21 protein-coding genes are annotated in these 25,289 nt (G+C 66.3%); 8 read left to right on the forward strand and 13 right to left on the reverse strand.

Annotated features, from left to right (window positions below; genetic code table 11):
* The first annotated feature begins 345 nt into the window (after positions 1–345).
* The 3 genes from C4F17_RS14400 to C4F17_RS14410 all read left to right on the forward strand — a co-directional run bounded on the left by C4F17_RS14400 (position 346) and on the right by C4F17_RS14410 (position 5,385).
* The gene (locus C4F17_RS14400; RefSeq protein ID WP_081270251.1) at positions 346–3,261 is read left to right on the forward strand and encodes a ribonucleoside-diphosphate reductase subunit alpha; all 2,916 of its coding nucleotides are present in this window, start codon (positions 346–348) and stop codon (positions 3,259–3,261) included.
* A 203-nt stretch (positions 3,262–3,464) separates the two neighbouring features.
* Positions 3,465–4,643: a ribonucleotide-diphosphate reductase subunit beta gene (locus C4F17_RS14405; RefSeq protein ID WP_081270250.1), complete on the forward strand. Its 1,179-nt coding sequence runs from the start codon at positions 3,465–3,467 to the stop codon at positions 4,641–4,643.
* A gap of 196 nt (positions 4,644–4,839) precedes the next feature.
* On the forward strand, positions 4,840–5,385 hold the full coding sequence (locus C4F17_RS14410) for a histone H1-like DNA-binding protein (protein WP_081270249.1): 546 nt from the start codon (positions 4,840–4,842) through the stop codon (positions 5,383–5,385).
* Between the two features lie 69 nt (positions 5,386–5,454).
* Here C4F17_RS14410 and C4F17_RS14415 read toward each other — a convergent pair whose 3' ends face one another.
* The 7 genes from C4F17_RS14415 to C4F17_RS14445 form a co-directional block, all read right to left on the reverse strand.
* Positions 5,455–6,357 (reverse strand): carbohydrate kinase family protein, encoded by a 903-nt coding sequence (locus tag C4F17_RS14415; protein WP_106935682.1) that lies wholly within the window; start codon positions 6,355–6,357, stop codon positions 5,455–5,457.
* 57 nt (positions 6,358–6,414) lie between these two features.
* On the reverse strand, positions 6,415–7,797 hold the full coding sequence (locus C4F17_RS14420) for a zinc-ribbon and DUF3426 domain-containing protein (RefSeq protein WP_106935683.1): 1,383 nt from the start codon (positions 7,795–7,797) through the stop codon (positions 6,415–6,417).
* A gap of 55 nt (positions 7,798–7,852) precedes the next feature.
* Positions 7,853–8,740, reverse strand: a complete 888-nt coding sequence (prmA, locus tag C4F17_RS14425; RefSeq protein ID WP_081270246.1) for a 50S ribosomal protein L11 methyltransferase — start codon at positions 8,738–8,740, stop codon at positions 7,853–7,855.
* 15 nt (positions 8,741–8,755) lie between these two features.
* Complete coding sequence (gene accC / locus C4F17_RS14430) at positions 8,756–10,105, reverse strand: acetyl-CoA carboxylase biotin carboxylase subunit (RefSeq protein ID WP_081270245.1); 1,350 nt, start codon at positions 10,103–10,105, stop codon at positions 8,756–8,758.
* A gap of 2 nt (positions 10,106–10,107) precedes the next feature.
* Positions 10,108–10,575 (reverse strand): acetyl-CoA carboxylase biotin carboxyl carrier protein, encoded by a 468-nt coding sequence (gene accB / locus C4F17_RS14435; RefSeq protein WP_106935684.1) that lies wholly within the window; start codon positions 10,573–10,575, stop codon positions 10,108–10,110.
* Between the two features lie 100 nt (positions 10,576–10,675).
* On the reverse strand, positions 10,676–11,224 hold the full coding sequence (locus C4F17_RS14440; RefSeq protein ID WP_106935685.1) for a TlpA family protein disulfide reductase: 549 nt from the start codon (positions 11,222–11,224) through the stop codon (positions 10,676–10,678).
* A complete protein-coding gene (locus C4F17_RS14445; RefSeq protein WP_106935686.1) occupies positions 11,225–11,821 on the reverse strand; it encodes a hypothetical protein in 597 nt (198 codons plus the stop codon).
* Between the two features lie 111 nt (positions 11,822–11,932).
* Between C4F17_RS14445 and mpl the strand changes: the two genes are divergently transcribed.
* Together mpl and C4F17_RS14455 are read left to right on the forward strand one after the other, a co-directional pair.
* On the forward strand, positions 11,933–13,336 hold the full coding sequence (mpl, locus tag C4F17_RS14450; RefSeq protein WP_106935687.1) for a UDP-N-acetylmuramate:L-alanyl-gamma-D-glutamyl-meso-diaminopimelate ligase: 1,404 nt from the start codon (positions 11,933–11,935) through the stop codon (positions 13,334–13,336).
* Between the two features lie 4 nt (positions 13,337–13,340).
* A complete protein-coding gene (locus C4F17_RS14455; protein WP_106935688.1) occupies positions 13,341–13,862 on the forward strand; it encodes a cupin domain-containing protein in 522 nt (173 codons plus the stop codon).
* A 16-nt stretch (positions 13,863–13,878) separates the two neighbouring features.
* Here the strand turns inward: C4F17_RS14455 and C4F17_RS14460 are convergent, their stop codons facing one another.
* The 6 genes from C4F17_RS14460 to C4F17_RS14485 form a co-directional block, all read right to left on the reverse strand.
* Positions 13,879–14,997 (reverse strand): 3-deoxy-7-phosphoheptulonate synthase, encoded by a 1,119-nt coding sequence (locus C4F17_RS14460; protein ID WP_106935689.1) that lies wholly within the window; start codon positions 14,995–14,997, stop codon positions 13,879–13,881.
* Positions 14,998–15,225: 228 nt separating this feature from the next.
* Positions 15,226–15,753 (reverse strand): hypothetical protein, encoded by a 528-nt coding sequence (locus C4F17_RS14465; RefSeq protein WP_106935690.1) that lies wholly within the window; start codon positions 15,751–15,753, stop codon positions 15,226–15,228.
* Between the two features lie 82 nt (positions 15,754–15,835).
* Positions 15,836–17,296, reverse strand: a complete 1,461-nt coding sequence (gene tldD, locus C4F17_RS14470; RefSeq protein WP_106935691.1) for a metalloprotease TldD — start codon at positions 17,294–17,296, stop codon at positions 15,836–15,838.
* Between the two features lie 117 nt (positions 17,297–17,413).
* The gene (rodA, locus tag C4F17_RS14475) at positions 17,414–18,568 is read right to left on the reverse strand and encodes a rod shape-determining protein RodA (RefSeq protein WP_081270199.1); all 1,155 of its coding nucleotides are present in this window, start codon (positions 18,566–18,568) and stop codon (positions 17,414–17,416) included.
* 32 nt (positions 18,569–18,600) lie between these two features.
* Complete coding sequence (locus tag C4F17_RS14480; RefSeq protein ID WP_106935692.1) at positions 18,601–20,445, reverse strand: sensor histidine kinase; 1,845 nt, start codon at positions 20,443–20,445, stop codon at positions 18,601–18,603.
* 6 nt (positions 20,446–20,451) lie between these two features.
* The gene (locus tag C4F17_RS14485; RefSeq protein WP_199851855.1) at positions 20,452–21,198 is read right to left on the reverse strand and encodes a response regulator transcription factor; all 747 of its coding nucleotides are present in this window, start codon (positions 21,196–21,198) and stop codon (positions 20,452–20,454) included.
* 374 nt (positions 21,199–21,572) lie between these two features.
* Between C4F17_RS14485 and C4F17_RS14490 the strand changes: the two genes are divergently transcribed.
* The 3 genes from C4F17_RS14490 to C4F17_RS14500 all read left to right on the forward strand — a co-directional run bounded on the left by C4F17_RS14490 (position 21,573) and on the right by C4F17_RS14500 (position 25,262).
* Positions 21,573–22,166, forward strand: coding sequence for a YqiA/YcfP family alpha/beta fold hydrolase (locus C4F17_RS14490; protein WP_106935694.1), 594 nt, complete (start codon positions 21,573–21,575; stop codon positions 22,164–22,166).
* A 140-nt stretch (positions 22,167–22,306) separates the two neighbouring features.
* Positions 22,307–24,364, forward strand: coding sequence for a ribonuclease catalytic domain-containing protein (locus tag C4F17_RS14495; protein WP_106935695.1), 2,058 nt, complete (start codon positions 22,307–22,309; stop codon positions 24,362–24,364).
* 43 nt (positions 24,365–24,407) lie between these two features.
* Positions 24,408–25,262 (forward strand): energy transducer TonB, encoded by an 855-nt coding sequence (locus C4F17_RS14500; protein WP_106935696.1) that lies wholly within the window; start codon positions 24,408–24,410, stop codon positions 25,260–25,262.
* Positions 25,263–25,289 lie beyond the last annotated feature (27 nt).

The raw sequence follows: 25,289 nt of genomic DNA on the forward strand, positions 1-25,289 counted from the left end.
TCAATCGCGCGGCGGCTCGCGATGCGCGGATCGTGCGTCGCGGCAATGCGAAAATGTCTGTCGCTCGATCAAGCAACCATGCGCCTTGCAGGCCCAAATCGGCTCGCAAGCCAAGCCCCATGCGGCTTGCGCGACCATAGCCCAGTATTCACGCGGCATCTCTGCTGTTGTCCTACGCCGAAAGAGATGCCGGCAAGGCTTGTATCGAGACGAAAACGCTACATCTAGTGGGTTGTACACCCCTCGCACCCTAGATATAGTGTCCAACGTCCGGTCATCAACACCGGCGCGACGCCCGGCCCAGGCGTCGCCATCCAACAAGAATTGCCAACCGAGAGGAAGCGAATGCAAACTGCCCTGACCCCCCAATCGACCCCGCGTGCCGTTCCCTCGACGCCACCGCAGCAGCAGCGAGACACTGCCGGCTCCCCCAACGTCCAGAACCTGGCCCACTACCAGATCATCCGCCGCAACGGCGCCGTGGTGCCCTTCGAGCCGAACAAGATCGCCATCGCGATGATGAAGGCCTTCCTCGCCGTGCACGGCACGCAGGGCGCGGCTTCGGCCAGCGTTCGCGAGACGGTCGACGTGCTCACGCAAGGCGTGATCCGCGCGCTGGTGCGCTCGCGTCCGGGCGGCGGCACCTTCCACATCGAAGACGTGCAGGACCAGGTCGAACTCGGCCTGATGCGCGGCGGCCATCATGAAATCGCGCGCGCCTACGTGCTGTACCGCGAGCGCCGCACGCAGGAGCGTTCGAAGCAGGGCGAACAACAAGCGCCGGCCACGCCCGCGCTGCACGTGCTGGACAACGGCGAGCTGGTCGCGCTCGACATCAACGAGCTCAAGGGCCTGATCGAATCCGCCTGCGAGAACCTGGGCGAGAGCATCACCGCCGCGCCAATCGTCGCCGAGACGATGCGCAACCTGTACGACGGCGTGCCGCTCGACGAGGTCTACAAGGCCTCGATCCTGGCCGCCCGCACGCTGATCGAGAAGGACCCCGACTACACCTTCGCCACCGCGCGCCTGCTGCTGCACACGATCTTCAAGGAAATCATCGGCCGCGAAGTGATGCCCGCCGAGCGCGCCACCGCCTATGCCGACTACTTCCCGCAGTTCATCAAGAAGGGCGTGGACAACGACCTGCTCGACGAAAAGCTGCTGCAGTACGACCTGCCCCGCCTGGGCGCCGCCCTGAAGGCCGAACGCGACAACCAGTTCGACTACCTCGGCCTGCAGACCCTGTACGACCGCTACTTCCTGCACGTGCGCAAGACCCGCATCGAGCTGCCGCAGGCCTTCTTCATGCGCGTGGCCATGGGCCTGTCGCTGAACGAAATCGACCGCGAAGCCCGCGCCATCGAGTTCTATGAAGTGCTGTCGTCGTTCGACTTCATGTCGAGCACGCCCACGCTGTTCAACGCCGGCACGCTGCGCTCGCAGCTGTCGAGCTGCTACCTGACCACCGTGCCAGACGACCTGGACGGCATCTACGAGTCGATCAAGGAAAACGCGCTGCTGTCGAAGTTCGCCGGCGGCCTGGGCAACGACTGGACCCGCGTTCGCGCACTCGGCAGCCACATCAAGGGCACCAACGGCGAATCGCAGGGCGTGGTGCCGTTCCTGAAGGTGGTGAACGACACGGCCGTGGCCGTGAACCAGGGCGGCAAGCGCAAGGGCGCCGTCTGCACCTACCTGGAAACCTGGCACCTCGACATCGAGGAGTTCCTGGAGCTGCGCAAGAACACCGGCGACGACCGCCGCCGCACGCACGACATGAACACCGCCAACTGGATCCCCGACCTGTTCATGCGCCGCGTGATGGAAAAGGGCACCTGGACGCTGTTCTCGCCCTCCAACGTGCCCGACCTGCACGACCTGTTCGGCGCCGAATTCGAGAAGGCCTACGTCGCCTACGAAGAGAAGGCTGCCCGTGGCGACATCAAGCCCGCGCGCACCATCCAGGCGACCGACCTGTGGCGCAAGATGCTCACGATGCTGTTCGAGACCGGCCACCCCTGGATCACGTTCAAGGACGCCTGCAACGTGCGCTCGCCCCAGCAGCACGCCGGCGTCGTGCACTCGTCGAACCTGTGCACCGAGATCACGCTGAACACCAGCGACACCGAAACCGCCGTGTGCAACCTCGGCTCGGTGAACCTGCTGCAGCATCTGAAGGACGGCAAGGTCGACCAGGAAAAGCTCAAGAAGACGATCTCCACGGCGATGCGCATGCTCGACAACGTGATCGACATCAACTACTACGCCGTGAAGAAGGCGCGCGACTCGAACCTGCGCCACCGTCCGGTCGGCCTGGGCCTGATGGGCTTCCAGGACGCGCTGTACGAACTGCGCATTCCCTACGCCTCGCAAGAAGCCGTGCAGTTCGCCGACGAGTCGATGGAAGCCATCTGCTACCACGCCTACTGGGCATCGACCGAGCTTGCCCGCGAACGCGGCAAGTACTCGAGCTACAAGGGCTCGCTGTGGGACAAGGGCATCCTGCCGATCGACTCGCTCGACCTGCTGGAAAAGGCACGCGGCGGCTACGTCGAGGTCGACCGCTCGGCCACCCTCGACTGGGACGCGCTGCGCCAGAAGATCAAGGCCGACGGCATGCGCAATTCGAACTGCGTGGCCATCGCTCCGACCGCGACCATCTCGAACATCATCGGCGTGGACGCATCGATCGAACCCTGCTTCGGCAACCTGTCGGTCAAGTCGAACCTGTCGGGCGAATTCACCGTGATCAACCACTACCTGGTGCGCGACCTGAAGCGCCTGGGCCTGTGGGACGACGTGATGGTCATGGACCTGAAGCACTTCGACGGCTCGCTGCGTCCGATCGACCGCGTGCCGCAGGACGTGAAGGCGCTCTACGCCACCGCGTTCGAAGTGGAAACCACGTGGCTGGTGGAAGCCGCCGCGCGTCGCCAGAAGTGGATCGACCAGGCGCAGTCGCTGAACATCTACATGGCCGGCGCATCGGGCAAGAAGCTCGACGACACGTACAAGCTCGCATGGCTGCGCGGCCTGAAGACGACCTACTACCTGCGCACGCAGAGCGCGACGCACGCCGAGAAGTCGACGGTGCAGTCGGGCCGGCTCAACGCAGTGTCGTCGGGCAGCGATGCACCTTCGGGCATGAGCGCGCTCGAAGCCGCTGCAGCAGCGGCGAAGGCGCAGATGAACGCGATTCCCGCCACCGACATCGCGTTCTGCGGCGTGGACGATCCGACCTGCGAAGCCTGCCAGTGATGAGTGAATCGAAGCGCCGTCCGGCGCTTCGTTGAATCAGCGAGGCGCATGCGAAAGTCGTGCGACGGTCACTCGATGAAGCCATTGACTGACATCGCACGATGCATGCGAGCAACATAACAACCACATAAATGGCGTGCGATGTGAACGAGCACTTTGCAACTCACATCGTTACTCCGATAATTTGAGCATTGGATTTTTCTATGTTGACCTGGGACGAAGAAGTCAAGCCCTCCTTACCAAAGGATATGCAACAAGGATTGCAGCAGCACCACGCATCGACCGGCGGTTTTTCCGCGGGCCGTTCGGTGGATGCTCCGACTTCGTCGATTGCACAGCCCGCAGCAGCAACGCCCGCGGCCACCCAGCGCGTCAAGGCCTCCGACAAGCGCATCATCAACGGTCAGACCGACGTCAACCAGCTGGTGCCCTTCAAGTACAAGTGGGCGTGGGAAAAGTACCTCGCCACCTGCGCCAACCACTGGATGCCGCAGGAAGTGAACATGACGCGCGACATCGCGCTCTGGAAAGACCCGAACGGCCTGACCGAAGACGAGCGCCGCATCGTCAAGCGCAACCTTGGCTTCTTCGTGACCGCCGACTCGCTGGCCGCCAACAACATCGTGCTGGGCACCTATCGCCACATCACGGCCCCCGAATGCCGCCAGTTCCTGCTTCGCCAGGCCTTCGAGGAAGCGATCCACACGCACGCGTACCAGTACATCGTCGAGTCGCTCGGCCTGGACGAGAGCGAGATCTTCAACGCCTACAACGAAGTGCCGTCGATCCGTGAGAAGGACCAGTTCCTGATCCCGTTCATCGACGCCATCAGCGACCCCAACTTCAAGACCGGCACCCACGAGACCGACCAGACGCTGCTCAAGTCGCTCATCGTGTTCGCCTGCCTCATGGAAGGGCTGTTCTTCTACGTCGGCTTCACGCAGATCCTCGCGCTGGGCCGCCAGAACAAGATGACCGGCGCCGCCGAGCAGTACCAGTACATCCTGCGCGACGAGTCGATGCACTGCAACTTCGGCATCGACCTGATCAACCAGCTCAAGCTCGAGAACCCCGGCCTCTGGACCCCCGAGTTCAAGGCGGAGATCAAGGCCCTCTTCATGAAGGCCGTCGAGCTCGAATACAAATACGCCGAAGACACCATGCCTCGCGGCGTGCTCGGCATGAATGCCTCCATGTTCAAGGGCTACCTGCGCTACATCGCCAATCGGCGTGCACAGCAGATCGGCCTCGAAACGCTCTTCCCGAACGAGGAAAACCCGTTCCCCTGGATGAGCGAAATGATTGACCTGAAGAAAGAGCGCAACTTTTTCGAAACCCGCGTGATCGAGTACCAGTCGGGTGGTGCGCTCTCCTGGGATTGAATCTTTCGACAAGAATTAATGAATTCAAGAATTGCCCTTGCCACCGATCGCGCCATAGAGCGCGGCATGGACGAGGGCTCAGGTGTTCATGGTGCTGGGGCTCAGATTCCAACGCCATGAATCGCTTCACGCTACCCAACGTGCGTGGAGTGCTTCAATAGGTTGATTTTTTCAACTTGATCAAGGAGAAATAGAAATGGCAACTGCAAAGAAAGCGCCGGCTAAGAAAGCCGCTGCAAAGAAGGCTCCGGCAAAGAAGGTCGTGGCTGCAAAGAAGGCTCCGGCAAAGAAGGTAGCCGCCAAGAAGGCACCGGCCAAGAAGGTCGCTGCCAAGAAGGTAGCCGCCAAGAAGGCGCCGGCGAAGAAGGTAGCGGCCAAGAAGGCAGCACCTGCCAAGAAGGCCGCCGCCAAGAAGGCGCCTGCCAAGAAGGCCGTAGCGAAGAAGGCCCCGGCCAAGAAGGCTGCTGCGAAGAAGGCGCCTGCCAAGAAGGCCGCCGCCAAGAAGGCGCCTGCGAAGAAGGCTGCTGCCAAGAAGGCGCCTGCGAAAAAGGCCGCGGCCAAGAAAGCCGCGAAAAAGCCCGCTGCCAAGCCTGCCGCTGCTGCCAAGAAGCCTGCTGCGAAGAAGGCTGCCAAGGCAGCAGCGCCCGCCAAGGCTGCCGTAGCACCCGCTGCTGCTCCTGCTGCACAGACGACGCTGAATCCTCAAGCTGCATGGCCGTTTCCCACGGCCAGCAAGCCCTGAGTCTTTTCAGCGGCCCTGAAGGCGCAAAAGCCCGACACCTCACGGTGTCGGGCTTTTTTATTGGGCGAATCAGAGGCCCAGGGCCTTGCGATCGACCTGGTAGTTCTGCGGGCCGCGCTGCGCGATCTTGAGCGCGCCGATGCGATTGCCAAGGGCCGCGCACTGCGCCAGCGGCCATTCCTTTTCCAGGCCGAACAGCAGCGCACCGCGCCATGCATCGCCGCAGCCGGTGGGCTCGACCACCTCCGTCGGCACCACGCCGGGCACGTGTTCGCGCACACCGTCGGTCCACACTTCGCAGCCGTCGGCCGCCAGCGTGACCACGAGGCCGCGCACGCGCTGCGAGATCTCGGCCAGGCTCCAGCCGGTGCGTTGCGACAGCATCTTGCCTTCGTAGTCGTTCACCACCACCCAGCTCGCAAGCTCGACGAAGTGGCGCAGCGCCTCGCCGTCGAACATCGGCAGGCCCTGGCCCGGATCGAAGACGAACGGAATGCCGGCGGCGGCAAACTGCTCCGCGTGCTGCAGCATGGCGTCACGGCCGTCCGGCGCGATGATGCCGAGCTTGATGTCCTCGCGCGCCGCCACCTTGGTGACATGCGCCTGCTGCATCGCGCCGGGGTGGAAAGCGGTGATCTGGTTGTTGTCGATGTCGCTCATGATCATCGCCTGAGCGGTGAAGGTGTCGTCGAGCTGGCGCACGAACTCCGTGCTGATGCCCAGCGAGCGCATGCGCTCGAGGTACGTAGCACCGTCGCTGCCCAACGTGGCCATCGGCAGGGCCGTGCCGCCGAGCGCATTGAGGCTGTAGGCGATGTTGCCGGCGCAGCCGCCGAAGTCGCGCCGCAGGGTCGGCACCAGGAACGACACATTCAGGATGTGCAACTGGTCGGGAAGAATCTGGTCGGCGAACCGCCCCTCGAAAGTCATGATCGTGTCGAACGCGAGGGAACCGCAAATTACTGCTGCCATGGGTGAGCCGTTGGTTGAAGGAATGAAAAAAGCAGAGGACGCGTGCGAGCGCCCTGCTCAAGGATAGAAGGCCTCGACGCGGTAGCCCGCGATGGGCGGCAGGGCCGCTGCTTCCGAGGCCGACAGCGTCAGCGGCAGCGAAGCCGCCCTGTCGGACCGCGCAGCCAGCACGGAAGGAGCACCGTAGTCGGCCGGCATGAGCACGCGGCGCACCACGGCACGTTCCTGCGTATCGAGCAGCGACAGCTCCACGGCAGGCATCGCGAGCGGCACCGTCGCGCCGTTGCGCAAGGTGAAGCTCAGGCGGTAGTCGTTGCTGCCGCTCTTCTCGCGCGCGAAGGCGGCGCCCTCGATCACGATGTCGCCGATCTGGCGCAGCGCCGCGAGCTCGCAGCCGGTGTATTGGCACAACGCCGCCAGCGCGGGACGCAGATTGGGTTGGCGCGCGGCGATGCCGTCACGCTCATGGCGGATGACCTGCACCACGAGCAGCAGCACGGCGAGCACCGCCAGCAGCGCAAGCACTGCACGCACGCCCCTGCGCTGCCAGAAGCCCGGCGATGCGTCGTCGGCCGGATCGTCTTCTTCGGACAGCGGATGCCCCGGCGGCGGCTCGAAGGTGGAAGACAAAGAGAAGTCGGGCTCGGTCTCGGTCTCGGTCTCCACGGCCTGCACCACGGCAGCCGAGCTCGCAGCCTTCGCGGCCGCGCGCTCCTCGCGGGCCTTGGCGCTCGCGATCTTGGCCGACTTGATGCGGGCGCGGCGCAGCGCCTTCTGCATCTGTACCTGGTCGTGGTCTTTTTCTTCCTGCTCGCGCTCGCCCTCCCCGTCGTCGCTGGCGCGCTCGACCAGCGTGCGCATCCTGGCCTGCGGCTTCACGGGCAGCGGCGGCGCCGGCGGAGGTGGAGGCGGCGGCGCAGACGCGAGGTTGAGATCGATGCTGGGGAACGGAGGCAGCGTGCTCTGCGGCGGCTTCCACGCGGGCTCGGTGATGTCGAGGTCGGACCAGGGCTCGTCCGCGGCGATGCCGTGTTCGGGAAGCTCCAGGGAAAAGTCGAGCGGCGACGGCAGCGGAGGCATGACGGCCGGCGGCGGGGAACGCTCATGCCGCGACTGGTGCTCGGGCTCGTCGTCGAAGAAATCGGCGTCTTCCGCCGGCTGGACGGGCGCAGGGGCCGGCGGCGGAGGCACCGGCACCGGCACCGGTGACGGCGCAGTCTTCGGCTCGCTCGACGATTCGACCAAGCCAGGCATGTAGCCACCCTGCATCGCAGGCGACGAACCCGCCGATGCGCCATCGGGCGCTTCGTGCAGGTCGAGCGTGGCGTCGAACACATGGCTGCAGCGTCCGCAGCGCACCCAGCCGTCGGAGATGCGAAGCTGGTCGCGCACAACCTTGAAGGTGGTGGTACAGGCGGGGCAGCGCGTGACGAGGCTCATGACGGGGCGATTGTAGGGTCGGGCCCTCGCCGCGTGAGGGGCGCGAAGCGGCGGTTCAGCAGCGCGCGGTCATGAGGATCCAGCCATCCTCGGTGTCGCTGACTTCGAGCGCGGCGTACGGTGCGTAGGCCTCTTTCAATTCGTCCGCCTGGCGCTCGAGGATGCCGGCCAGCACCAGCGATCCACCGGCCTTCACATGGCTGCGCAGCAGCGGCGCGAGCACCTTGAGCGGCGTGGCCAGGATGTTCGCGAGCACGGTGTCGTAGGAGCCCTTGGCTGCATCGGGCAGTCCGGCCTTCAGCTGGACGCCGTTGGCCTCGGCATTGAGCCGGGTCGACGAAACCGCGGCTTCGTCGATGTCGACGGCGTCGATGTCGCTCGCGCCGAACTTCGCCGCACCGATGGCCAGGATGCCGGAGCCGCAGCCGTAGTCGAGCACGCGCTGGCCGCCCAGGCCGCCCTGCCGCGTGGCGATCCAGCGCAGACACATGCGGGTGGTGGGATGCGTACCGGTACCGAAAGCGAGCCCCGGGTCCAGCCGGATCACTTCCCTGGCCTGTTCGGGGGGCTCGTGCCAGGTGGGCACGATCCAGAACTCGGGCGTGATCTCGACCGGCGCGAACTGCGACTGCGTGAGCCGCACCCAGTCCTGCTCGGGAACGACGCCGATGCCGAGCACCTCGCAGCCTTCGAAGAAGTCCTGCAGCGCCAGCACGGAAGCGGCATCCTTCGCGGCCGCCTCGTCGGGAAACAGCGCGATCACGCGCGAACGCTGCCAGCCATCCTTGGGCGGCGGCATGCCGGGTTCGCCGAACAGCGCCTGCTCGGCGTCGGTCTGCGCGTCGGCGTCTTCCACCGACACGCTCAGTGCATCGAGTGCATCGAGCGCATCGCTGAGCGTTTCGACCCGGTCTTCCGGCGCCATCAGGCGGAGTTCAAACATCGCGGTCTTTCCAGTTCAGCGCTTGTGTGCAGCCAGCCACTCTTCCAGGTAGTGGATGTTGGTGCCACCGGTCATGAACTTGGAATCGACCATCAGCTCGCGGTGCAGCGGGATGTTGGTCTGGATGCCTTCGATCACGGTTTCGTTGAGCGCCGTGCGCATGCGGGCCATGGCCTGCTCGCGCGTGTCGCCGTACACGATGATCTTGCCGATCATCGAGTCGTAGTTCGGCGGCACGAAGTAGTTGGTGTACGCATGCGAATCGACGCGCACGCCAGGGCCGCCCGGCGGGTGCCACATGGTGATGCGGCCCGGCGACGGCGTGAACTTCCAGGCGTCTTCGGCGTTGATGCGGCACTCGATGGCGTGGCCGTGCATCTGGATCTGGCGCTGCGTGAACGGCAGCTTCTCGCCGGCGGCGACCATGATCTGCGTCTTGACGATGTCGATGCCCGTGGTGAACTCCGTCACCGGGTGCTCCACCTGCACGCGCGTGTTCATTTCGATGAAATAGAACTCGCCGTTCTCGTACAGGAACTCGAAGGTGCCGGCACCGCGGTAGTTGATCTTCTTGCAGGCGGCCGCGCAGCGTTCGCCGATCTTTTCGATCAGCTTGCGCGGAATGCCAGGCGCGGGCGATTCCTCGATCACCTTCTGGTGGCGGCGCTGCATGGAGCAGTCGCGCTCGCCCAGGTAGACGGCGTTCTTGTGCTTGTCCGCGAGGATCTGGATCTCGATGTGGCGCGGGTTCTGGAGAAACTTCTCCATGTACACGGCCGGATTGTTGAAGGCCGCGCCGGCTTCCGCCTTGGTCATCTGGATCGCGTTGACCAGTGCCGCCTCGGTGTGCACCACGCGCATGCCGCGGCCACCGCCGCCGCCCGCCGCCTTGATGATGACCGGGTAGCCGATGGCACGCGCGATGCGCTTGTTGGTGGCCGCGTCGTCCGACAGCTCGCCTTCGGAGCCGGGCACGCAAGGCACGCCGGCCTTGATCATGGCCTGCTTGGCCGAGACCTTGTCGCCCATCGTGCGGATGTTGTCGGGCGTCGGGCCGATGAACTGGAAACCGCTCTGCTCCACGCGTTCGGCGAAGTTGGCGTTCTCGCTGAGGAAGCCGTAGCCGGGGTGGATGGCCTCGGCGTCGGTCACTTCGGCGGCCGAAATGATCGCCGGCATGTTGAGATAGCTCTGCGCCGACGGGGCCGGGCCGATGCACACCGCTTCTTCGGCCAGCTTGATGTACTTGGCGTCGCGGTCGGCCTCGGAATAAACCATCACGGCCTTGATGCCGAGTTCGCTGCAGGCGCGCTGGATCCGGAGGGCAATCTCCCCCCGGTTTGCAACCAGGATCTTCTTGAACATGGTCACTCGATGATGAACAGCGGCTGGCCGTATTCGACCGCCTGCCCGTTTTCGCCGAGGATCTGGGTGATCGTGCCGGACTTGTCGGCCTCGATTTCGTTGAGGATCTTCATCGCTTCGATGATGCAGACCGTGTCACCCTCGTTCACCTTGCTGCCGACTTCGACGAAAGCCGGTGCGCCGGGGCTGGACGAACGGTAGAAGGTGCCGACCATCGGCGACTTCACCGCGTGGCCTGCACGGGCCGCTTCGGCGGCCGGCGCTGCGGCCGCTGCGGGAGCCGGGGCTGCACCCGCGGCCGGCGCGGCTGCCGCCGCGGCAGGCGCCGCCAGCGTTTGCACGTACTGCACCGGGGCGGCGCCGCCGCCCTTGACGATGCGAACCTTGCCTTCGGTCTCGGTGATTTCCAGTTCGGAAATATTCGATTCGGACACCAGATCGATCAGTGTCTTGAGTTTGCGCAGATCCATGAGACTCCAGTGCCGGCTTTGCCGGTCTTTGGGATATAACTTGTCCGAAAATCGGCGATTTTCGGCGTTTGGCGGCTAACGCCAGCGGAGGGACGGGATTCTAACCACGAACCAGTTCGCGCCGCCAAGTGTCCAGATCGGTGGTTTCCAGCTTGCCCATTTTACGAGCAGCCACCGAACCGCTCGAATTCAGGACCAGCGTGAAGGGCAGCCCGCCGCCCGTATTGCCCAGGTTCTTGACCAGTTCCGTCCCCTGAAGGCCGGCCAGGCCTGTGGGGTAGGTGACAGGCGTCCGCTGCAGGAACTTGCGCACGGCGCTGGGCTGATCGATGGCCAATCCCACCACTTGCCAGCCGTTAGCGCCATGTTCGCGGAAAAAAGCGTCGATCATGGGCATTTCCTCCACACAGGGAGGACACCAGGTCGCCCAGAAGTTCAGCAGCAGCGGCTTGCCGCGCAGGCTCGACAGGACGAGGTCACCGCCCTCCGGCCGCTCGAAGCTTTGCCCCCAGAACGCGGCATCCAGCTGCTCGCCGCCGGCCGAACCGCTGCCTCGCTCCTTCCACCAGGCACCGCCGAGACCGGCGGCTGCCGCGGCAGCCGCCACGCCGGCATAGAGCATGCCGCGTCGGGTGGGCGAAGAAGTCATTCACTTGTCCTTTTCTCGTTCAATCAGCCGTCGCAATGCCGGCAGGTCCCCGCGCGGCGTGCGCCCCTGGGCGTCGGGCTTCAAGGCCCCGCGCAGGTCGTCGAGGTCGTAGACCAGCAGATGCACGCCGATTTCCTCGCCGAGCGCCCGGCTCGGGGCATGCACGCTCAGCGCCTCGACCTGCTCGCCATGAAAGCCGGTCACCATGCGGGGTTCGTAATCCACGTGGTGATCGATCAAGGCGATTTCGGCCGACTTGGAATCATCGCAGAACAATTGAATATAAATGTCTGACAGCCGGGTGGCCGTTCCGTGCCACACGGCGCCACCGACATGCGGGCGGAAAGCGGCCATGCGCTCCATCCATTCGAGCGCCAGCAGGCGCAGCGCGTGCAGCTCTCGCGGCTGGGTGTCGGCGCAGAACAGCTCGATGTACTCGCGCACCTCGGCCTCGACTTCGTCGTTGTTCGGCAGCGGTGTACGCGCCGACAGGCCGAGGTCGCGCAGTGCGCGGCGCTTGGCGGGGCCGTACTCCAGCCCTTCCTCGACGACGAGACGGGCTGCGGAAGCGGCGATTTCACGCTTGGACGTGTCCATTCGGGCATTTTGCCCCCAGTGGGCTGCCCTTGGATGAACATCAGTACGAAGCGCAGGCCAAAGGCACCGCAGCCGGCCAGGCACCGCACCTCGCTTCCCTAGAATCGACCGATGCACATTCATATCCTGGGTATCTGCGGCACGTTCATGGGCGGACTCGCCGCCCTGGCGCGCGAGGCAGGCCACCGGGTCACGGGCTGCGACGCCGGCGTGTACCCGCCCATGAGCGACCAGTTGCGCTCGCTCGGCATCGACCTGATCGAAGGCTTCGGCGCCGACCAGCTTGAACTTTCGCCCGACATGTTCGTGGTCGGCAACGTGGTGTCCCGCGCCAGGCTGCCCGACGGGAGCCCCAAGTTCCCCCTGATGGAAGCGATCCTCGACGCCGGCAGGCCCTACACCAGCGGCCCCCAATGGCTGGCCGAGCACGTGCTGCAGGGCCGCCACGTGCTGGCCGTCGCTGGCACACATGGCAAGACGACGACCACTTCGATGCTGGCCTGGGTGCTCGAAAAAGGCGGCAAGGCGCCAGGCTTCCTGGTGGGCGGTGTGCCGCTGGACTTTGGTGTATCAGCCCGGCTGGGCGACGGCACGGCCTTCGTGATCGAGGCCGATGAATATGACACCGCCTTCTTCGACAAGCGCAGCAAGTTCGTTCACTACAGGCCGCGCACCGCGGTGCTGAACAACCTGGAGTTCGATCACGCGGACATCTTCGATGATCTTGCCGCCATCGAACGGCAATTCCATCACCTTGTGCGCACGGTGCCCGGCACCGGCCGGCTGGTGGTGAACGCCACTGAAGAGAGCCTGCGGCATGTGCTGAGCCAGGGCTGCTGGAGCGAGCTCGCGCGCTTCGGCGCCGGCGGTGAGTGGCAGGCACGCGGCTCGCACGACGCCTTCGACGTGTTGCGCCAAGGCGAAGTGGTCGGGCGGGTCGAGTGGGAGCTCTCCGGACTGCACAACCAGATGAACGCGCTCGCTGCCATCGCCGCGGCCGACCATGTGGGCGTGCCGCCCGCCGAAGCGGCGCGCGCGCTCGGCAGCTTCCGCAACGTGCGCCGGCGCATGGAACTGCGGGGCACCGTCGAACGCGAGGGCGGAGCCATCGCCGTCTACGACGACTTTGCCCATCACCCGACGGCCATCCGCACGACGCTCGACGGCCTGCGCAACAAGCTCGATGCCGCCGGCAAGAAGAGCGAGCGCATCCTCGCGGCCTTCGAACCGCGCAGCAACACGATGAAGCTGGGCGTCATGGCGGCGCAGTTGCCCTGGAGCCTGGAGTCGGCCGACCTGTCGTTCTGCCATACGGCCGGGCTCGACTGGGACGTCGCCGCCGCGCTGGCGCCGATAGGCGAGCGCGCCCGGCTGGCAGGAGCCATCGAACCGCTGGTGAAGCAGATCGTGGCCGAGGCGCGGCCGGGCGATCACATCGTCTGCATGAGCAACGGCGGTTTCGGCGGTGTGCACGACAAACTGCTTGCGGCGCTGAAGGCCGCGGCGGCATCATGAGCCCATGGCCCTCACCGCTCCTCCGTCCCGCGCGCAAGAACTGATCGAGACCCTGAAGCTTCAGCCGCACCCCGAAGGCGGCTGGTACAAGGAAGTGTTCCGCTCGGCGGCGATGGTGTCGCCAGCCGACGGCCGTGCAGCCCGCAATGCGCTGACCAGCATCTACTTCCTGCTGGAAGCCAACCAGCAGTCACGCTGGCACCGGGTGCTGTCGGACGAGGCCTGGGTGTATCTGGAAGGGGTACCGCTGGCGCTCTGGACCTGCGACGCCGAGATGCGGACCGCACCGGCCCACGTGAAGCTGGGCCCGGTCGATGCCCACGGCACGCGGCCGCAGCACGTGGTGCTTGCCGGCCAGTGGCAGGCCGCGCGCCCGATCCAGAGCCACTCGGCGGGCGACTGCACGCTGGTTGCGTGCATGGTCGGACCGGGCTTCGACTTTGCCGATTTCTCGATGGTGCCGCCCGACAGCGACGAGGCTGCGTCGATGCGGCACCACTGGCCCGACCTGGCCGGCATGCTCTAGCAGAGCGCGGCGCCCCTCAGCCCCGGCGCCGCTTGACCGCCTGCGACAGCGTGTCGAGCACCTGCATCGAATCTTCCCAGCCCAGGCACGCATCGGTGATGCTCTTGCCGTATTCGAGGCCCGACAGCTCGTCCTTGCCCGGCGTGAACTTCTGGGCACCGGCCTGCAGGTGGCTTTCGACCATCACGCCGAACACGCGATTCGAACCGCCGGCGATCTGCGCGGCGACTTCCTTCGCCACGTCGATCTGCTTCTGGTGCTGCTTCGAGCTGTTGGCGTGGCTGCAGTCGACCATCAGTGTGGGCGGCAGCTTGGCGGCCTGGAGGTCCTTGCAGGCGGCCTCGACGCTGGCGGCGTCGTAGTTGGGCGCCTTGCCGCCGCGCAGGATGACGTGGCAGTCGGGGTTGCCGTTGGTCTGCACGATCGCGACCTGGCCGTTCTTGTGCACCGACAGGAAGTGATGGCCGCGCGCCGCCGCCTGGATGGCGTCGGTGGCGATGCGGATGTTGCCGTCGGTGCCGTTCTTGAAGCCGATCGGCGCCGACAGGCCCGAGGCCAGCTCGCGGTGCACCTGGCTTTCGGTGGTGCGCGCGCCGATGGCGCCCCAGGCGATCAGGTCGCCGATGTACTGCGGCGAGATCACGTCGAGGAACTCGCTGCCCGCCGGCAGGCCCATGCGGTTGATGTCGATCAGCAGCTGGCGCGCGATGCGCAGGCCTTCGTCGATGCGGAAGCTTTCGTCGAGGTACGGGTCGTTGATCAGGCCCTTCCAGCCGACCGTGGTGCGCGGCTTCTCGAAGTACACGCGCATCACGATTTCCAGCGTGCCGGCGTATTTTTCGCGCTCGACCTTCAGGCGGCGGGCGTATTCGAGCGCCGCGGCCGGGTCGTGGATGGAGCACGGCCCCATGATCACCAGCAGCCGATCGTCCTTGCCCGCCATGATGTTGTGGATGCTGCGGCGGGTGCCTTCGATCAGGGTTTCGACAGGCGTGCCGCGGATCGGGAAGAAGCGGATCAGATGTTCGGGAGGGGGCAGCACGTTGATGTCCTTGATGCGTTCGTCGTCGGTCTTGCTGGTTTTTTCGACGCTCGCATACCAGCTGTCGCTGGCGGGGGCAGTGTTCGTGCTCATGGGTGCTTCCTTGTTGGAGTGGGTTTCGTCAGGCCATAAAAAAACCGCCGGGGGCTTGAGGCCACCGGCGGTTTTGGGAGGGTGTTCGTTTGCTTTACGCGCTCGCCTCTCGTCCGCCGGAAACCGGGAACCAAAAGTAGGCAAAAAAGTAAGCGCGGAGGGCGGACATGTGGGCGAAATGTAGCACGGAAAGCAAAAACCGGGTCAAGCGGGCGGGCCCAGCCTTGCTTACCGGTAGCCCGATTCGTTGGGGTTGTGGATGATCCAGATCAGGTTGCCACTGGAGAAATCGCCCATGCCGCCGCCCGCGAAGATCAGCCGGCCCTGGCCCTTGTAGGTCATCTCGAAGCGATGGCGGTCACTGCCGAAATAGAACGGAATGAAGGCCTTGCCGGTCACGTAGGCGCCCTGGTCGGTCGGCTGGCCGGCAAGGTCGGTGACCTGCCGCGCGCTCATGCCGATCTGCAGCCGCGCGAACTTGCTGTTGCGCGCCGGATTGCCGGTGATCTCGCCTTCGTAGCCGTTCAGGCCCTTGACCGTCTTGCCGCTGCCGGCCTCGACCTTCGACGAGTCGACGACGTTGCCCTGGGCGTCCATGCCGGCCCTGGCGCCGCCGCGTGCCGCAGCGGCTGCGGCCGCGGGCGCTGCCTCGGGCTGGCTGCCCGAACCACCGCGCGATGCGCAACCAGCGCAGGCCAGCGCCACCACGGCGGTCGCGGCCCACAGCACGGCGGATGAATTGATCCTGCTCCCCATCGAGTTGCTCCTTGTGTTCTGTCGTTCGCAAAAGGGACGCAGCTTAGCAACCGGAGGAAGCAGTCCACAAGTGACGAAAGGCCTAAGCCGTTCCACCTACCGTCAGGCCGTCGATGCGCAGGGTGGGCTGGCCCACGCCCACCGGCACGCTCTGGCCTTCCTTGCCGCAGGTGCCCACGCCGGAGTCGAGCGCCATGTCGTTGCCGATCATGGTCACGCGGGTGAGCGCGTCGGGGCCGTTGCCCACGATGGTCGCGCCCTTCACCGGGTATTGGATCTTGCCGTTCTCGACCCAGTAGGCCTCGCTGGCCGAGAACACGAACTTGCCGCTCGTGATGTCGACCTGCCCGCCGCCGAAGTTGGTGGCGTACAGGCCCTTCTTGATGCTCGCGACGATTTCCTTCGGGTCCTTGTCGCCGCCGAGCATGTAGGTGTTGGTCATGCGCGGCATCGGCACGTGGGCGTAGCTCTCGCGGCGGCCGTTGCCGGTGGGCTTGACCTTCATGAGGCGGGCGTTGAGCGAGTCCTGGATGTAGCCCTTGAGGATACCGTCCTCGATCAGCACGTTGCGCTGGCTGGCGTTGCCCTCGTCGTCGACGTTGAGCGAGCCGCGGCGGTCGGCGATGGTGCCGTCGTCGAGCACCGTCACGCCCTTGGCGGCCACGCGCTGGCCGATGCGGCCCGAGAACGCGCTCGAGCCCTTGCGGTTGAAGTCGCCCTCGAGGCCGTGGCCGATGGCTTCGTGCAGCAGGATGCCGGGCCAGCCGGAGCCGAGCACCACGGTCATTTCGCCGGCGGGTGCCGGACGCGCGTCGAGGTTGGTCAGGGCGGCCTTCACGGCGTGGTCCACGTACTCGGCGATCTGCTCGTCGGAGAAGTAGGCCAGGCCGAAGCGCCCGCCGCCGCCGCCGGAGCCGATTTCGCGGCGGCCGTTCTGCTCGGCGATCACCGTGACCGAAAGCCGCACCAGCGGACGTACGTCGGCGGCCAGGGTGCCGTCAGCGCGCGCCACCAGCACCACGTCGTATTCGCTCGCGAGGCCGGCCATGACCTGCGCCACGCGCGGATCGCGCGAACGCGCCAGTTTCTCGACCTTCTCGAGCAGCTTGACCTTGGCGGTGCTGTCGAGCGTGGAGATGGGGTCGATGCCGTCGTAGAGCGAACGGCTCGAAGCGATCTTGCGGGTCGCCGTCTTCACGCGGCCGGTGCGGCCCGCCGAAGAAATCGAGCGCACCGTGCGCGCCGCGTCGAGCAGCGAGGCTTCGGAAATGTCGTCGGAGTAGGCAAAGGCGGTCTTCTCGCCGCTGACCGCGCGCACGCCGACGCCCTGGTCGATGCTGAAGCTGCCGGTCTTGACGATGCCCTCTTCGAGGCTCCAGCCTTCGCTTCGGGTGTACTGGAAGTACAGGTCGGCGTCGTCCACCCGGTGCGCGGTGATCTCGGCCAAGGCCTTGCTCAGGTGCGATTCGTCGAGCCCGAACGGCGTGAGAAGGAGCTGTTGCGCCGTGGCGAGGCGCTCGATGGTGGGTTCGCGAGAGATCATCGTCGGATTCTATGGCTCGCCCCCAGGCTGCGCGCACTTCGTGTCGCTTCGCCTTCCCCCTACCGGGGGCAACACCAGCGGCCCGGCAACGCCGGTTCCGCGGTGTTCCCGGCATCCTCAGTTCTGCGCCAGCTTCCTGGCCCGGGCGATCGACATCAGGATGCCCAGCCCCAGCCCCAGCGTCACCATGGCCGTGCCGCCGTAGCTGATGAACGGCAGCGGCACGCCCACCACCGGCAGGATGCCGCTGACCATGCCCATGTTCACGAAGGCGTAGGTGAAGAAGATCATCGTCACCGCCCCCGCCAGCAGGCGCGAGAACAGCGTGGTGGCGTTGGTCGCGATGGCCAGCCCGCGGAAGATCAGCAGGATGAAGGCCGCAATGAGCGCCAGGTTGCCCATGAGCCCGAATTCCTCGGAATAGGCCGCGAAGATGAAGTCGGTGGTGCGCTCGGGAATGAATTCGAGGTGCGTCTGCGTGCCCTGCATGAAGCCCTTGCCGCCCACGCCGCCGGAGCCGATGGCGATCATGCCCTGGATGATGTGGAAGCCCTTGCCCAGCGGGTCCTTGCTGGGGTCGAGCAGCGTGCACACGCGCTGCTTCTGGTAGTCGTGCAGCACGCGCCAGTCGACGCCGTCGGCGCACAGCCGCGATTCGAAACTCACGATCAGCGTGATGGCCACCGCACCGATCACTACCGGCGGCACGATCAGCTTCCAGGGCAGCCCCGCGAAGAAGATCACCGCCAGGCCGGCCGCCAGCACCAGCAGCGATGTGCCCAGGTCGGGCTGCTTCATGATGAGCCCGACCGGCACCGCCAGCAGCACCGTCGCCACCACGAAATCGAGCGGCCGCAACTGGCCTTCGCGGCGCTGGAACCACCACGCCAGCATCAGCGGCATCGCGATCTTCAAAATTTCGCTGGGCTGGATCACCATGCCCAGGTTGATCCAGCGCTGGGCGCCCTTCTTGGTGATGCCAAAGAGCGCCACCGCCACCAGCAGCGCCACCCCTGTCGCATAGAGCGGCACGGCCGCCAGCATTAGCTTCTGCGGCGGCACCTGCGCCACCACGAACATGATGAAACCGGCGAGCAGCATGTTGCGGCCATGGTCGACGAAACGGGAACCATGGTCGTAACCGGACGAATACATGGTCAGCAATCCGGCGAACGCGAGCAGCAGCACGGCAAAGGCCAGAAAGCCGTCGAAGCCCTGGAAGATGGGCGCGATGCGACGCGCCAGGGAGGGCTGATTGAACACGGCAGACATGGGGGCGGATTATCCCCGCCCCGGCGTCCGCCTCAATCGAAAGCCAGCTGAACGACCGTGCGGCCCGGTCGGCTTTCGACCGCCAGGCGCGCGCCGATGGCCCCGGCGCGCTCCGCCAGCGCCCTCGGCACCTGGGAGGCGTCATAGCCCTTGCCGTTGTCGATCACCCGCACCTGCACCGTCTTGCCGCGCATGTCGGCCTCGAGCCGCAGCACCGTGGCCTGGGCGTGCTGCAGGACGTTCGATATGGCCTCGAACAGCAGGAACTGCAGTTGCCGCATGGTCTGGGCGTCGAGCCGGTCCACGGGGTCCACCTCGTCCACCGCCCATTCGAACTCGATGCCGGCGGCCGCCAGCCGGGGCTCCAGCCGGTAGCGCAGTGCCGCGAGCAAGGCGCCGACGTCGCCAGGCGGCAGGTGGATGGAGTCGATCGACAGCTTGAGCTGGTCGAGCGAATCGCGCAGCGTGCGCAGCAGGTCGCCCGGGCTGGTCTGGCCCGACTGAAGCTGGCGGATCGCCGAGCTGATGTGCGAGCCCACGCCGTCGTGCATGTCGCGCAGGATTCGCTCGCGCTCGTGGGTGCGCGCCTGGTCGCGCGCCGCGGCTTCGAGCTCCGCATAGGTCGCGGCCAGTTCGCGTTCGCGCTGGGCCACCTGCTCGGCCAGCGCCGCCACGGAACCGCGCGCCTGCGCCGTCGCCGCATGGAAGCGCCGCAGCACGATCAGCAGCAGGGCCACGCCGAAGAACACCGACGAATAGCGCACCCACGTGGTCTCGCCGTAGGCGTCGCTCAGCCGTATGACCAGCCAGTCGCGCGCGGCGAACGCCACCGTCACCAGCGCGGCGCCGGCCACCAGCAGTTGCTCGGTGTTCGGGCGGCGCACGGTCGCGATGGCGAAGGCGCTCACCAGCGCGACGACCAGCACGATTTCCACCGCGAGCCAGCCGGTGAGCCACATCGGCTCCTCGCGCTGCAGCGCCAGCGTCGTGAAAATCGCCGTGCCGGCCACGATGGCGGCCATTGGCCAGCGCACCCAGCGGAAGCGGCGGTCGCTGCCCCAGCCGGCGATGTGGCAGCCGAACATCATCACCGAGACCACCCAGCCCGCATAGCAGATGGCCATCAGCACGCCCCAGACGCCCCAGGTCAGCGGCGGCTCGGCGATCACGCCGTCGGCCACCCGGACGGCCCAGCAGAACTCGGCCAGCGCGGCCCAGAAATAAATGCCTTCGCGGCGCGGCCGGCCGTCCGCACCGGTCTCGACCTGCGTGAGCCAGAGCGCCAGCGCGATGCCGCCGACGATCAGGCTGAACGCGGCCAGCAGCACCGAGCCGGTGAAGCGCCAGGCGTAGGCGCTTTCGAACAGCTCCGTGCGCACCTGCGCGGCCGGGCCGATGGTCACGTGCGAGAGGCCCGCGCGCCGGCCGCTGTCGGCGCGAAGGCGGATCTGCAGGTGGTTCTCGCCCGGCTTCAGCAGGCGGCCCGGCACGGGGATGTAGATCGGCGCCTTCGCGTAGTCGGCATCGTTGCCGCGGTCCAGGTCGCCGTAGACCTGCAGCAGCGCGTCGTTGAGCTGCACTTCGAACACATTGCCCACGCGCGGAATGAAGATGCCCCACGGGGTCTGGGGCGCGGCCTCGAGCGTGAACGGCAGGTCGAAGGTCGCGAAGCCAGGGCGTCCGATGTGCTGCCGGTCCCAGTGGTAGGAAAGCTCGACCGGCCCGGTGCGCTTGACGCCGTCCACCGAGGTCGTGACCGAGCCTTGCGTCAGTTCCAGCGGCTGCTCCGGCGCGCTCGCGGCCACCACCGTGGCGATGCCCGACAGGAGCAGCGCCAGGAGAAACGAAAGCAGCGACGACACCAGCTTCGGCACCATCCGCGCTCAGCCCGGATGAGACAGCAGACCGAGGCGCGTCGCTTCGAAGACGGCCTCGCTCTTGGAATGCACCGCAAGCTTTCCGTAGAGGTTCTTGATGTGAGTCTGCACCGTATGGACGCTCAGCCCCTTGAGCCGGGCGATCTCCGCATAAGAGAAGCCGCGCGCGATCAGCGTCAGCACCTCGTGTTCACGTCCCGACAGCAAGCCGCGGTCGGACTCCTCGGCGGGCGCCTCGGGCGCGCCGCCCGGGACCTCGGCGCCGCCGACGGCGCTCGCCGCCGACGACTGCAGGCTGCGGTACTTGGCCAGCACGCGCCGCGCGATCATGGGCGAGATCGGCGACGCGCCGGCCTTCATTTCGACGATGGTCTGCGCGATGTCCTCGGGCGCGGCGTCCTTGTGGATGTAGCCCACAGCACCGGCCTCGATGCTGGCGAGCACGTTCTCCTCGTCGCCGAAGACCGACACCACCAGCGGCTCGCAGCCGGGAAAGCGCGCGACGGCGTCGCGGATCACGTCCAGCCCGGTGCCGTCGGGCATGCCGAGGTCGACCAGCAGCACGTCGGGAATCGTCGCGGTGCGCGCCAGCCAGGCCCGCGCCTCCTGCACGCTACCTGCGCTGCCGAGCCAGAAAAGGCGTGGGCTGCGCTGCACGCTGGCCTCGAAAAAAGCGCGCGCGCGGCTGTCGTCTTCGACGACGAGCACGCCCCACCGGCGTAGCGCCCCGTCGTCCTGAGCCTCGATGTTCATATGTCGAGCATAAGGCTCGGCGCAAACTGTTAATTCAACAACGCCTACCCAGTTCATGGGATGCGCCCGGGCAGCCGCCCCCACGACACTTGCGCCGCTTTTTTGCCCTGGGCGCCGCATGTCGAGTTAACCCGAACGTAGCCATTCGCATCGCGGCAAAGAGCAACATGAATACTTTAAGTATCGATTCGTGCAAGCCCTTGTGCGCAGGGGCGGCCAAGAGGTTTGCACACGTCCGGGCACGACAGGCCGAAGGACTCCGCTGGCGGGGTTTTTTGTATGTTGGAAGCGGCCTCGCAAGAACAGACCTCATGCAAAATTACCCGGTCACGGCAAGCGTGGCGCGCCGCACGCCCCTCCCGAATCTTCATCGCATGGATCCGCAAACCACTCACCTGCTGTATCTGCACGGCTTCCGCTCCTCGCCTCAGTCCACGAAGGCCCGGATCATGGCGGACCGCGTGGCGCGGCGCCACCCGAACCTGCAGTGGTGGTGCCCGCAGCTGCCGCCTTCTCCGCACGATGCGATCGACATGGTGATGAAGGGCATCGCGCACTGGCCGCGCAAGTCGATGGCGGTGGTGGGCTCTTCGCTCGGCGGCTTCTATGCCACGTACGTGGCCGGCATGACGCGCTGCCGCGCCGTGCTGCTCAATCCGGCGGTACACCCCGCGCGCGACCTCACGCGCTACATCGGCGACCAGACTGTCTGGCACGACCCGGCCGAGCACTTCTACTTCCGCCCCGAATACATCCACGAGCTGCGCGCCATGGAAGTCGGCCAGCTCACGCGGCCCGAACGCGTGTTCGCGATCATCGCCAAGGGCGACGAAGCCCTCGACTGGCACGAGATGTCCGCGCGCTACCCGGACAGCAACATCAAGCTGCTCGAGGGCAGCGACCATGCGCTGTCGGACTTCGAGAAGGCGCATCTCGACGACGTGATGGCTTTCATCAATCCGGTCTAGGCACACCCCCAGACTTCGCGCACTTCGTGTCGCTTCGCCAACCCCCTTGCAGGGGGCGATGCATGCGGCCCGGCGAAGCCGGTTCCGCGGCATCCTGGTATTGGATCGCGTCGGTTTTCCGCGTGGGAGAATCGGGGACTATGTTTGTATTGTTTGAAGAAGCCGGCAAGTACCTCGGCGGCCGCGTGCTGTCGGAGGCCGAAGCATCGGCACAGGTCGAGCTCGACACCGGCAAGCGCGTCAAGGTCAAGGGCGCCAACATCGTGCTGCGTTTCGAGAAGCCCGCGCCCGCCGAGCTGATCGCCGAGGCGCGCACGCTCGCCGCCACCATCGACCTCGACCTCGCCTGGGAATTCGCGGCCGAAGGCGAATTCGGCTTCGGCGAACTCGCAGCCGACTATTTCAGCGACAAGCCCTCGCTCGCGCAGCAGGCCGCGGCGCTGTTCGCGCTGTTCGAGGCGCCGCACTACTTCCGCCGCGCCGGCAAGGGCCGCTTCAAGAAGGCGCCCGCCGAAATCGTGCAGCAGGCGCTGGCCGCCATCGAGAAGAAGAAGGCCGTCCAGGCGCAGATCACCGAGTGGGCCGGACAGCTGGCCGAGGGCGTTTGCCCCGCGCCGGTGCGCGAGCAGCTCTACAAGATCCTGTTCAAGCCCGACAAGAACGCACCCGAATACAAGGCCGTGGTCGACGCGGCGCGCGCCACGCAGCGCCCGCCGCTCGACCTGTTGGAGCGTGCCGGCGCCATCGATTCGCCCTACCAGTTCCACTGGCGGCGCTTCCTGTTCGAGAACTTCCCCAAGGGCACCGGCTTTCCCGCACTCGCGGCGCCCGCCATCGTGGACGACCTGCCCGTGGCGTCCGGCGTGCAGGCTTTCTCGATCGACGATTCGCAGACCACCGAAATCGACGATGCGCTCTCGGTGCAGGGCCTGGGCAGCGGCACCGTCACCGTGGGCATCCACATCGCGGCGCCGGCACTCGCACTGACGCCGGGCAGCGCCATCGACAACGTGGCGCGCGCGCGCATGTCGACGGTCTACATGCCCGGCTACAAGATCACGATGCTGCCCGATGACGTGGTCAACACCTACACGCTGCTCGAAGGCGGCGACCGCCCGGCGGTGTCGCTCTATGCGCGCTTCGACGAAGCCACGCTGGAGCTGCAAGGCACCGAGACCAGGCTGGAGCGCGTGCCCATCGTCGCCAACCTGCGCCACGACCAGCTCGACACCGTCGTCACCCATCCCTGGCTCGAAGACGCCTCGTTCCAGAGCGACAACACGCCCGAAGCCGCGGCCACGCTGCGCGCCCCGCTCTCCTTCCTGTTCCGCCTCGCGAAGCAGCTGAAGGCGCAGCGCGAAGTGGTGCGCGGCAAGCCGGAGAACTTCAACCGGCCCGACTACAACTTCCGCCTCGTCGGCAACGAGGGCAACGAGCCCACCGGCAACGAGCAGGTGCAGATCAGCACGCGCCAGCGCGGCGCGCCGCTCGACCTGATCGTGTCCGAAGCCATGATCCTGGCCAACAGCAGCTGGGGCGGCTGGCTCGGCGAACTCGGCGTGCCCGGGCTGTACCGCAGCCAGGCCAGCCTCGCGCCGGGCATCAAGGTGCGCATGGGCACGCGCGCGCTGCCGCACGCGGGCCTGGGCGTGAAGAGCTACGCCTGGAGCACCTCGCCGCTGCGCCGCTACACCGACCTGGTGAACCAGTGGCAGATCATTGCCGCCGCGCGCCACGGCAAGACCGCCGCGCTGGCCGCGCCCTTCAAGCCGAAGGACGCCGACCTGTTCTCCATTCTCTCGGGCTTCGACGCGGCCTATGCCACGTACAACGCCTACCAGGGCGGCATGGAACGCTTCTGGACGCTGAAGTACCTGCAGCAGCAGGGCATCACCGAGCTCGAAGCCACCGTCATCAAGGACCTGCCCAACGGCGCGCTGGTGCGTGCCGAGACGCTGCCGCTGGTGTTCCCCGTGGCCGGCCAGCAGGAGCGCGGGGCGCGCCTGCGCGTGAAGCTCGGCGAAATCGACGAGATCGCGCTCGACGTGACGGGCACCGTGCTCGAGCGCCTCGACACGCCGAAGGCCGATGCGGCCGCCGACGAGGAAAGCGACGAAGAAGAAGTGGTTGCAGGCCCGATCGCCATCGCGGTCGACCTGACGGACAGCGAGGCCGCGCCCGAGAACACGCCCGCATGAGCCACGGGCCGGTCACATGCGCCCCTCTGGAGGAGTTTAGAGAATGAACTTCAAGGACCTCAGCACGCTGCAGATCGCCCTGGGCGTGTCGGTCATCGCGCATGCAGCGCTGCTCGCGGTGCGCTTCGTCGACCCCGAGTCGTTCAACAAGGTCTTCAGCGAAACGCCGCTCGAAGTGATCCTGGTCAACAGCAAGACGCAGGACAAGCCCGACCCGAAGGCCAAGGTCATGGCGCAGACCTCGCTCGCGGGCGGCGGCGACCTGGAGCAGGGCCGCGCCACCAGCCCGCTGCCGCCTTCGAGCTTCACCTCGGTGGGCGACTCCTTCGAGGACTCGCGCCGCCAGGTCGAGGCCATGCAGGCCCAGCAGATGCAGATGCTCGCGCAGCTCAAGCGCGAACTGGCCGCCATGCCGGTGCCGGACCCGCGCAATCCGGGCGACCCGACCGAAGCGGCCGCGCAAGAGGAAAAGCGGCGCCAGATGGTCGAGATCCTCGCCCAGATCGAACGCCGCGTGAACGAAGAAAACGCGCGCCCCAAGAAGCGCTACATCAGCCCGACCACGCGCGAAGCCGCCTTCGCCGTCTACGTCGACAAGATGCTTCGCCGCATCGAGGCGCGCGCCGCCGAGAACTTCCCCCAGATCGCCGGCCAGAAGCTGTACGGCGAACTCAAGATGACCATGACCGTCAACTTCGACGGCAAGGTGCTCGCGGTCGACGTCGACCAGAGTTCGGGCAACATCGCGCTCGACCGCCGGGCGCAGGCCATCGTGCGCAGCGTCGGCAGCTTCGGCAAGTTCACCGACGCCATGCGCCGCGAACAGGCCGACCAGATGGTGATCCAGGGCCTGTTCCGCTTCGCGCGCGACGGCACGATGGAAATCACCTCCCAATAGCCCGGAGACCCGAGACGGCCGCGCCGC

The sequence above is a fragment of the Variovorax sp. PMC12 genome (genome assembly GCF_003019815.1).
In the GTDB taxonomy this organism is placed as follows: domain Bacteria; phylum Pseudomonadota; class Gammaproteobacteria; order Burkholderiales; family Burkholderiaceae_C; genus Variovorax.

Coding starts and splice junctions, on each gene's coding strand:
- C4F17_RS14400 (WP_081270251.1), top strand. CDS start 346: ATGCAAACTGCCCTGACCCCCCAATCGACCCCGCGTGCCGTTCCCTCG.
- C4F17_RS14405 (WP_081270250.1), top strand. CDS start 3,465: ATGTTGACCTGGGACGAAGAAGTCAAGCCCTCCTTACCAAAGGATATG.
- C4F17_RS14410 (WP_081270249.1), top strand. CDS start 4,840: ATGGCAACTGCAAAGAAAGCGCCGGCTAAGAAAGCCGCTGCAAAGAAG.
- C4F17_RS14415 (WP_106935682.1), bottom strand. CDS start 6,357: ATGGCAGCAGTAATTTGCGGTTCCCTCGCGTTCGACACGATCATGACT.
- C4F17_RS14420 (WP_106935683.1), bottom strand. CDS start 7,797: ATGAGCCTCGTCACGCGCTGCCCCGCCTGTACCACCACCTTCAAGGTT.
- prmA (WP_081270246.1), bottom strand. CDS start 8,740: ATGTTTGAACTCCGCCTGATGGCGCCGGAAGACCGGGTCGAAACGCTC.
- accC (WP_081270245.1), bottom strand. CDS start 10,105: ATGTTCAAGAAGATCCTGGTTGCAAACCGGGGGGAGATTGCCCTCCGG.
- accB (WP_106935684.1), bottom strand. CDS start 10,575: ATGGATCTGCGCAAACTCAAGACACTGATCGATCTGGTGTCCGAATCG.
- C4F17_RS14440 (WP_106935685.1), bottom strand. CDS start 11,224: ATGACTTCTTCGCCCACCCGACGCGGCATGCTCTATGCCGGCGTGGCG.
- C4F17_RS14445 (WP_106935686.1), bottom strand. CDS start 11,821: ATGGACACGTCCAAGCGTGAAATCGCCGCTTCCGCAGCCCGTCTCGTC.
- mpl (WP_106935687.1), top strand. CDS start 11,933: ATGCACATTCATATCCTGGGTATCTGCGGCACGTTCATGGGCGGACTC.
- C4F17_RS14455 (WP_106935688.1), top strand. CDS start 13,341: ATGGCCCTCACCGCTCCTCCGTCCCGCGCGCAAGAACTGATCGAGACC.
- C4F17_RS14460 (WP_106935689.1), bottom strand. CDS start 14,997: ATGAGCACGAACACTGCCCCCGCCAGCGACAGCTGGTATGCGAGCGTC.
- C4F17_RS14465 (WP_106935690.1), bottom strand. CDS start 15,753: ATGGGGAGCAGGATCAATTCATCCGCCGTGCTGTGGGCCGCGACCGCC.
- tldD (WP_106935691.1), bottom strand. CDS start 17,296: ATGATCTCTCGCGAACCCACCATCGAGCGCCTCGCCACGGCGCAACAG.
- rodA (WP_081270199.1), bottom strand. CDS start 18,568: ATGTCTGCCGTGTTCAATCAGCCCTCCCTGGCGCGTCGCATCGCGCCC.
- C4F17_RS14480 (WP_106935692.1), bottom strand. CDS start 20,445: ATGGTGCCGAAGCTGGTGTCGTCGCTGCTTTCGTTTCTCCTGGCGCTG.
- C4F17_RS14485 (WP_199851855.1), bottom strand. CDS start 21,198: ATGAACATCGAGGCTCAGGACGACGGGGCGCTACGCCGGTGGGGCGTG.
- C4F17_RS14490 (WP_106935694.1), top strand. CDS start 21,573: ATGGATCCGCAAACCACTCACCTGCTGTATCTGCACGGCTTCCGCTCC.
- C4F17_RS14495 (WP_106935695.1), top strand. CDS start 22,307: ATGTTTGTATTGTTTGAAGAAGCCGGCAAGTACCTCGGCGGCCGCGTG.
- C4F17_RS14500 (WP_106935696.1), top strand. CDS start 24,408: ATGAACTTCAAGGACCTCAGCACGCTGCAGATCGCCCTGGGCGTGTCG.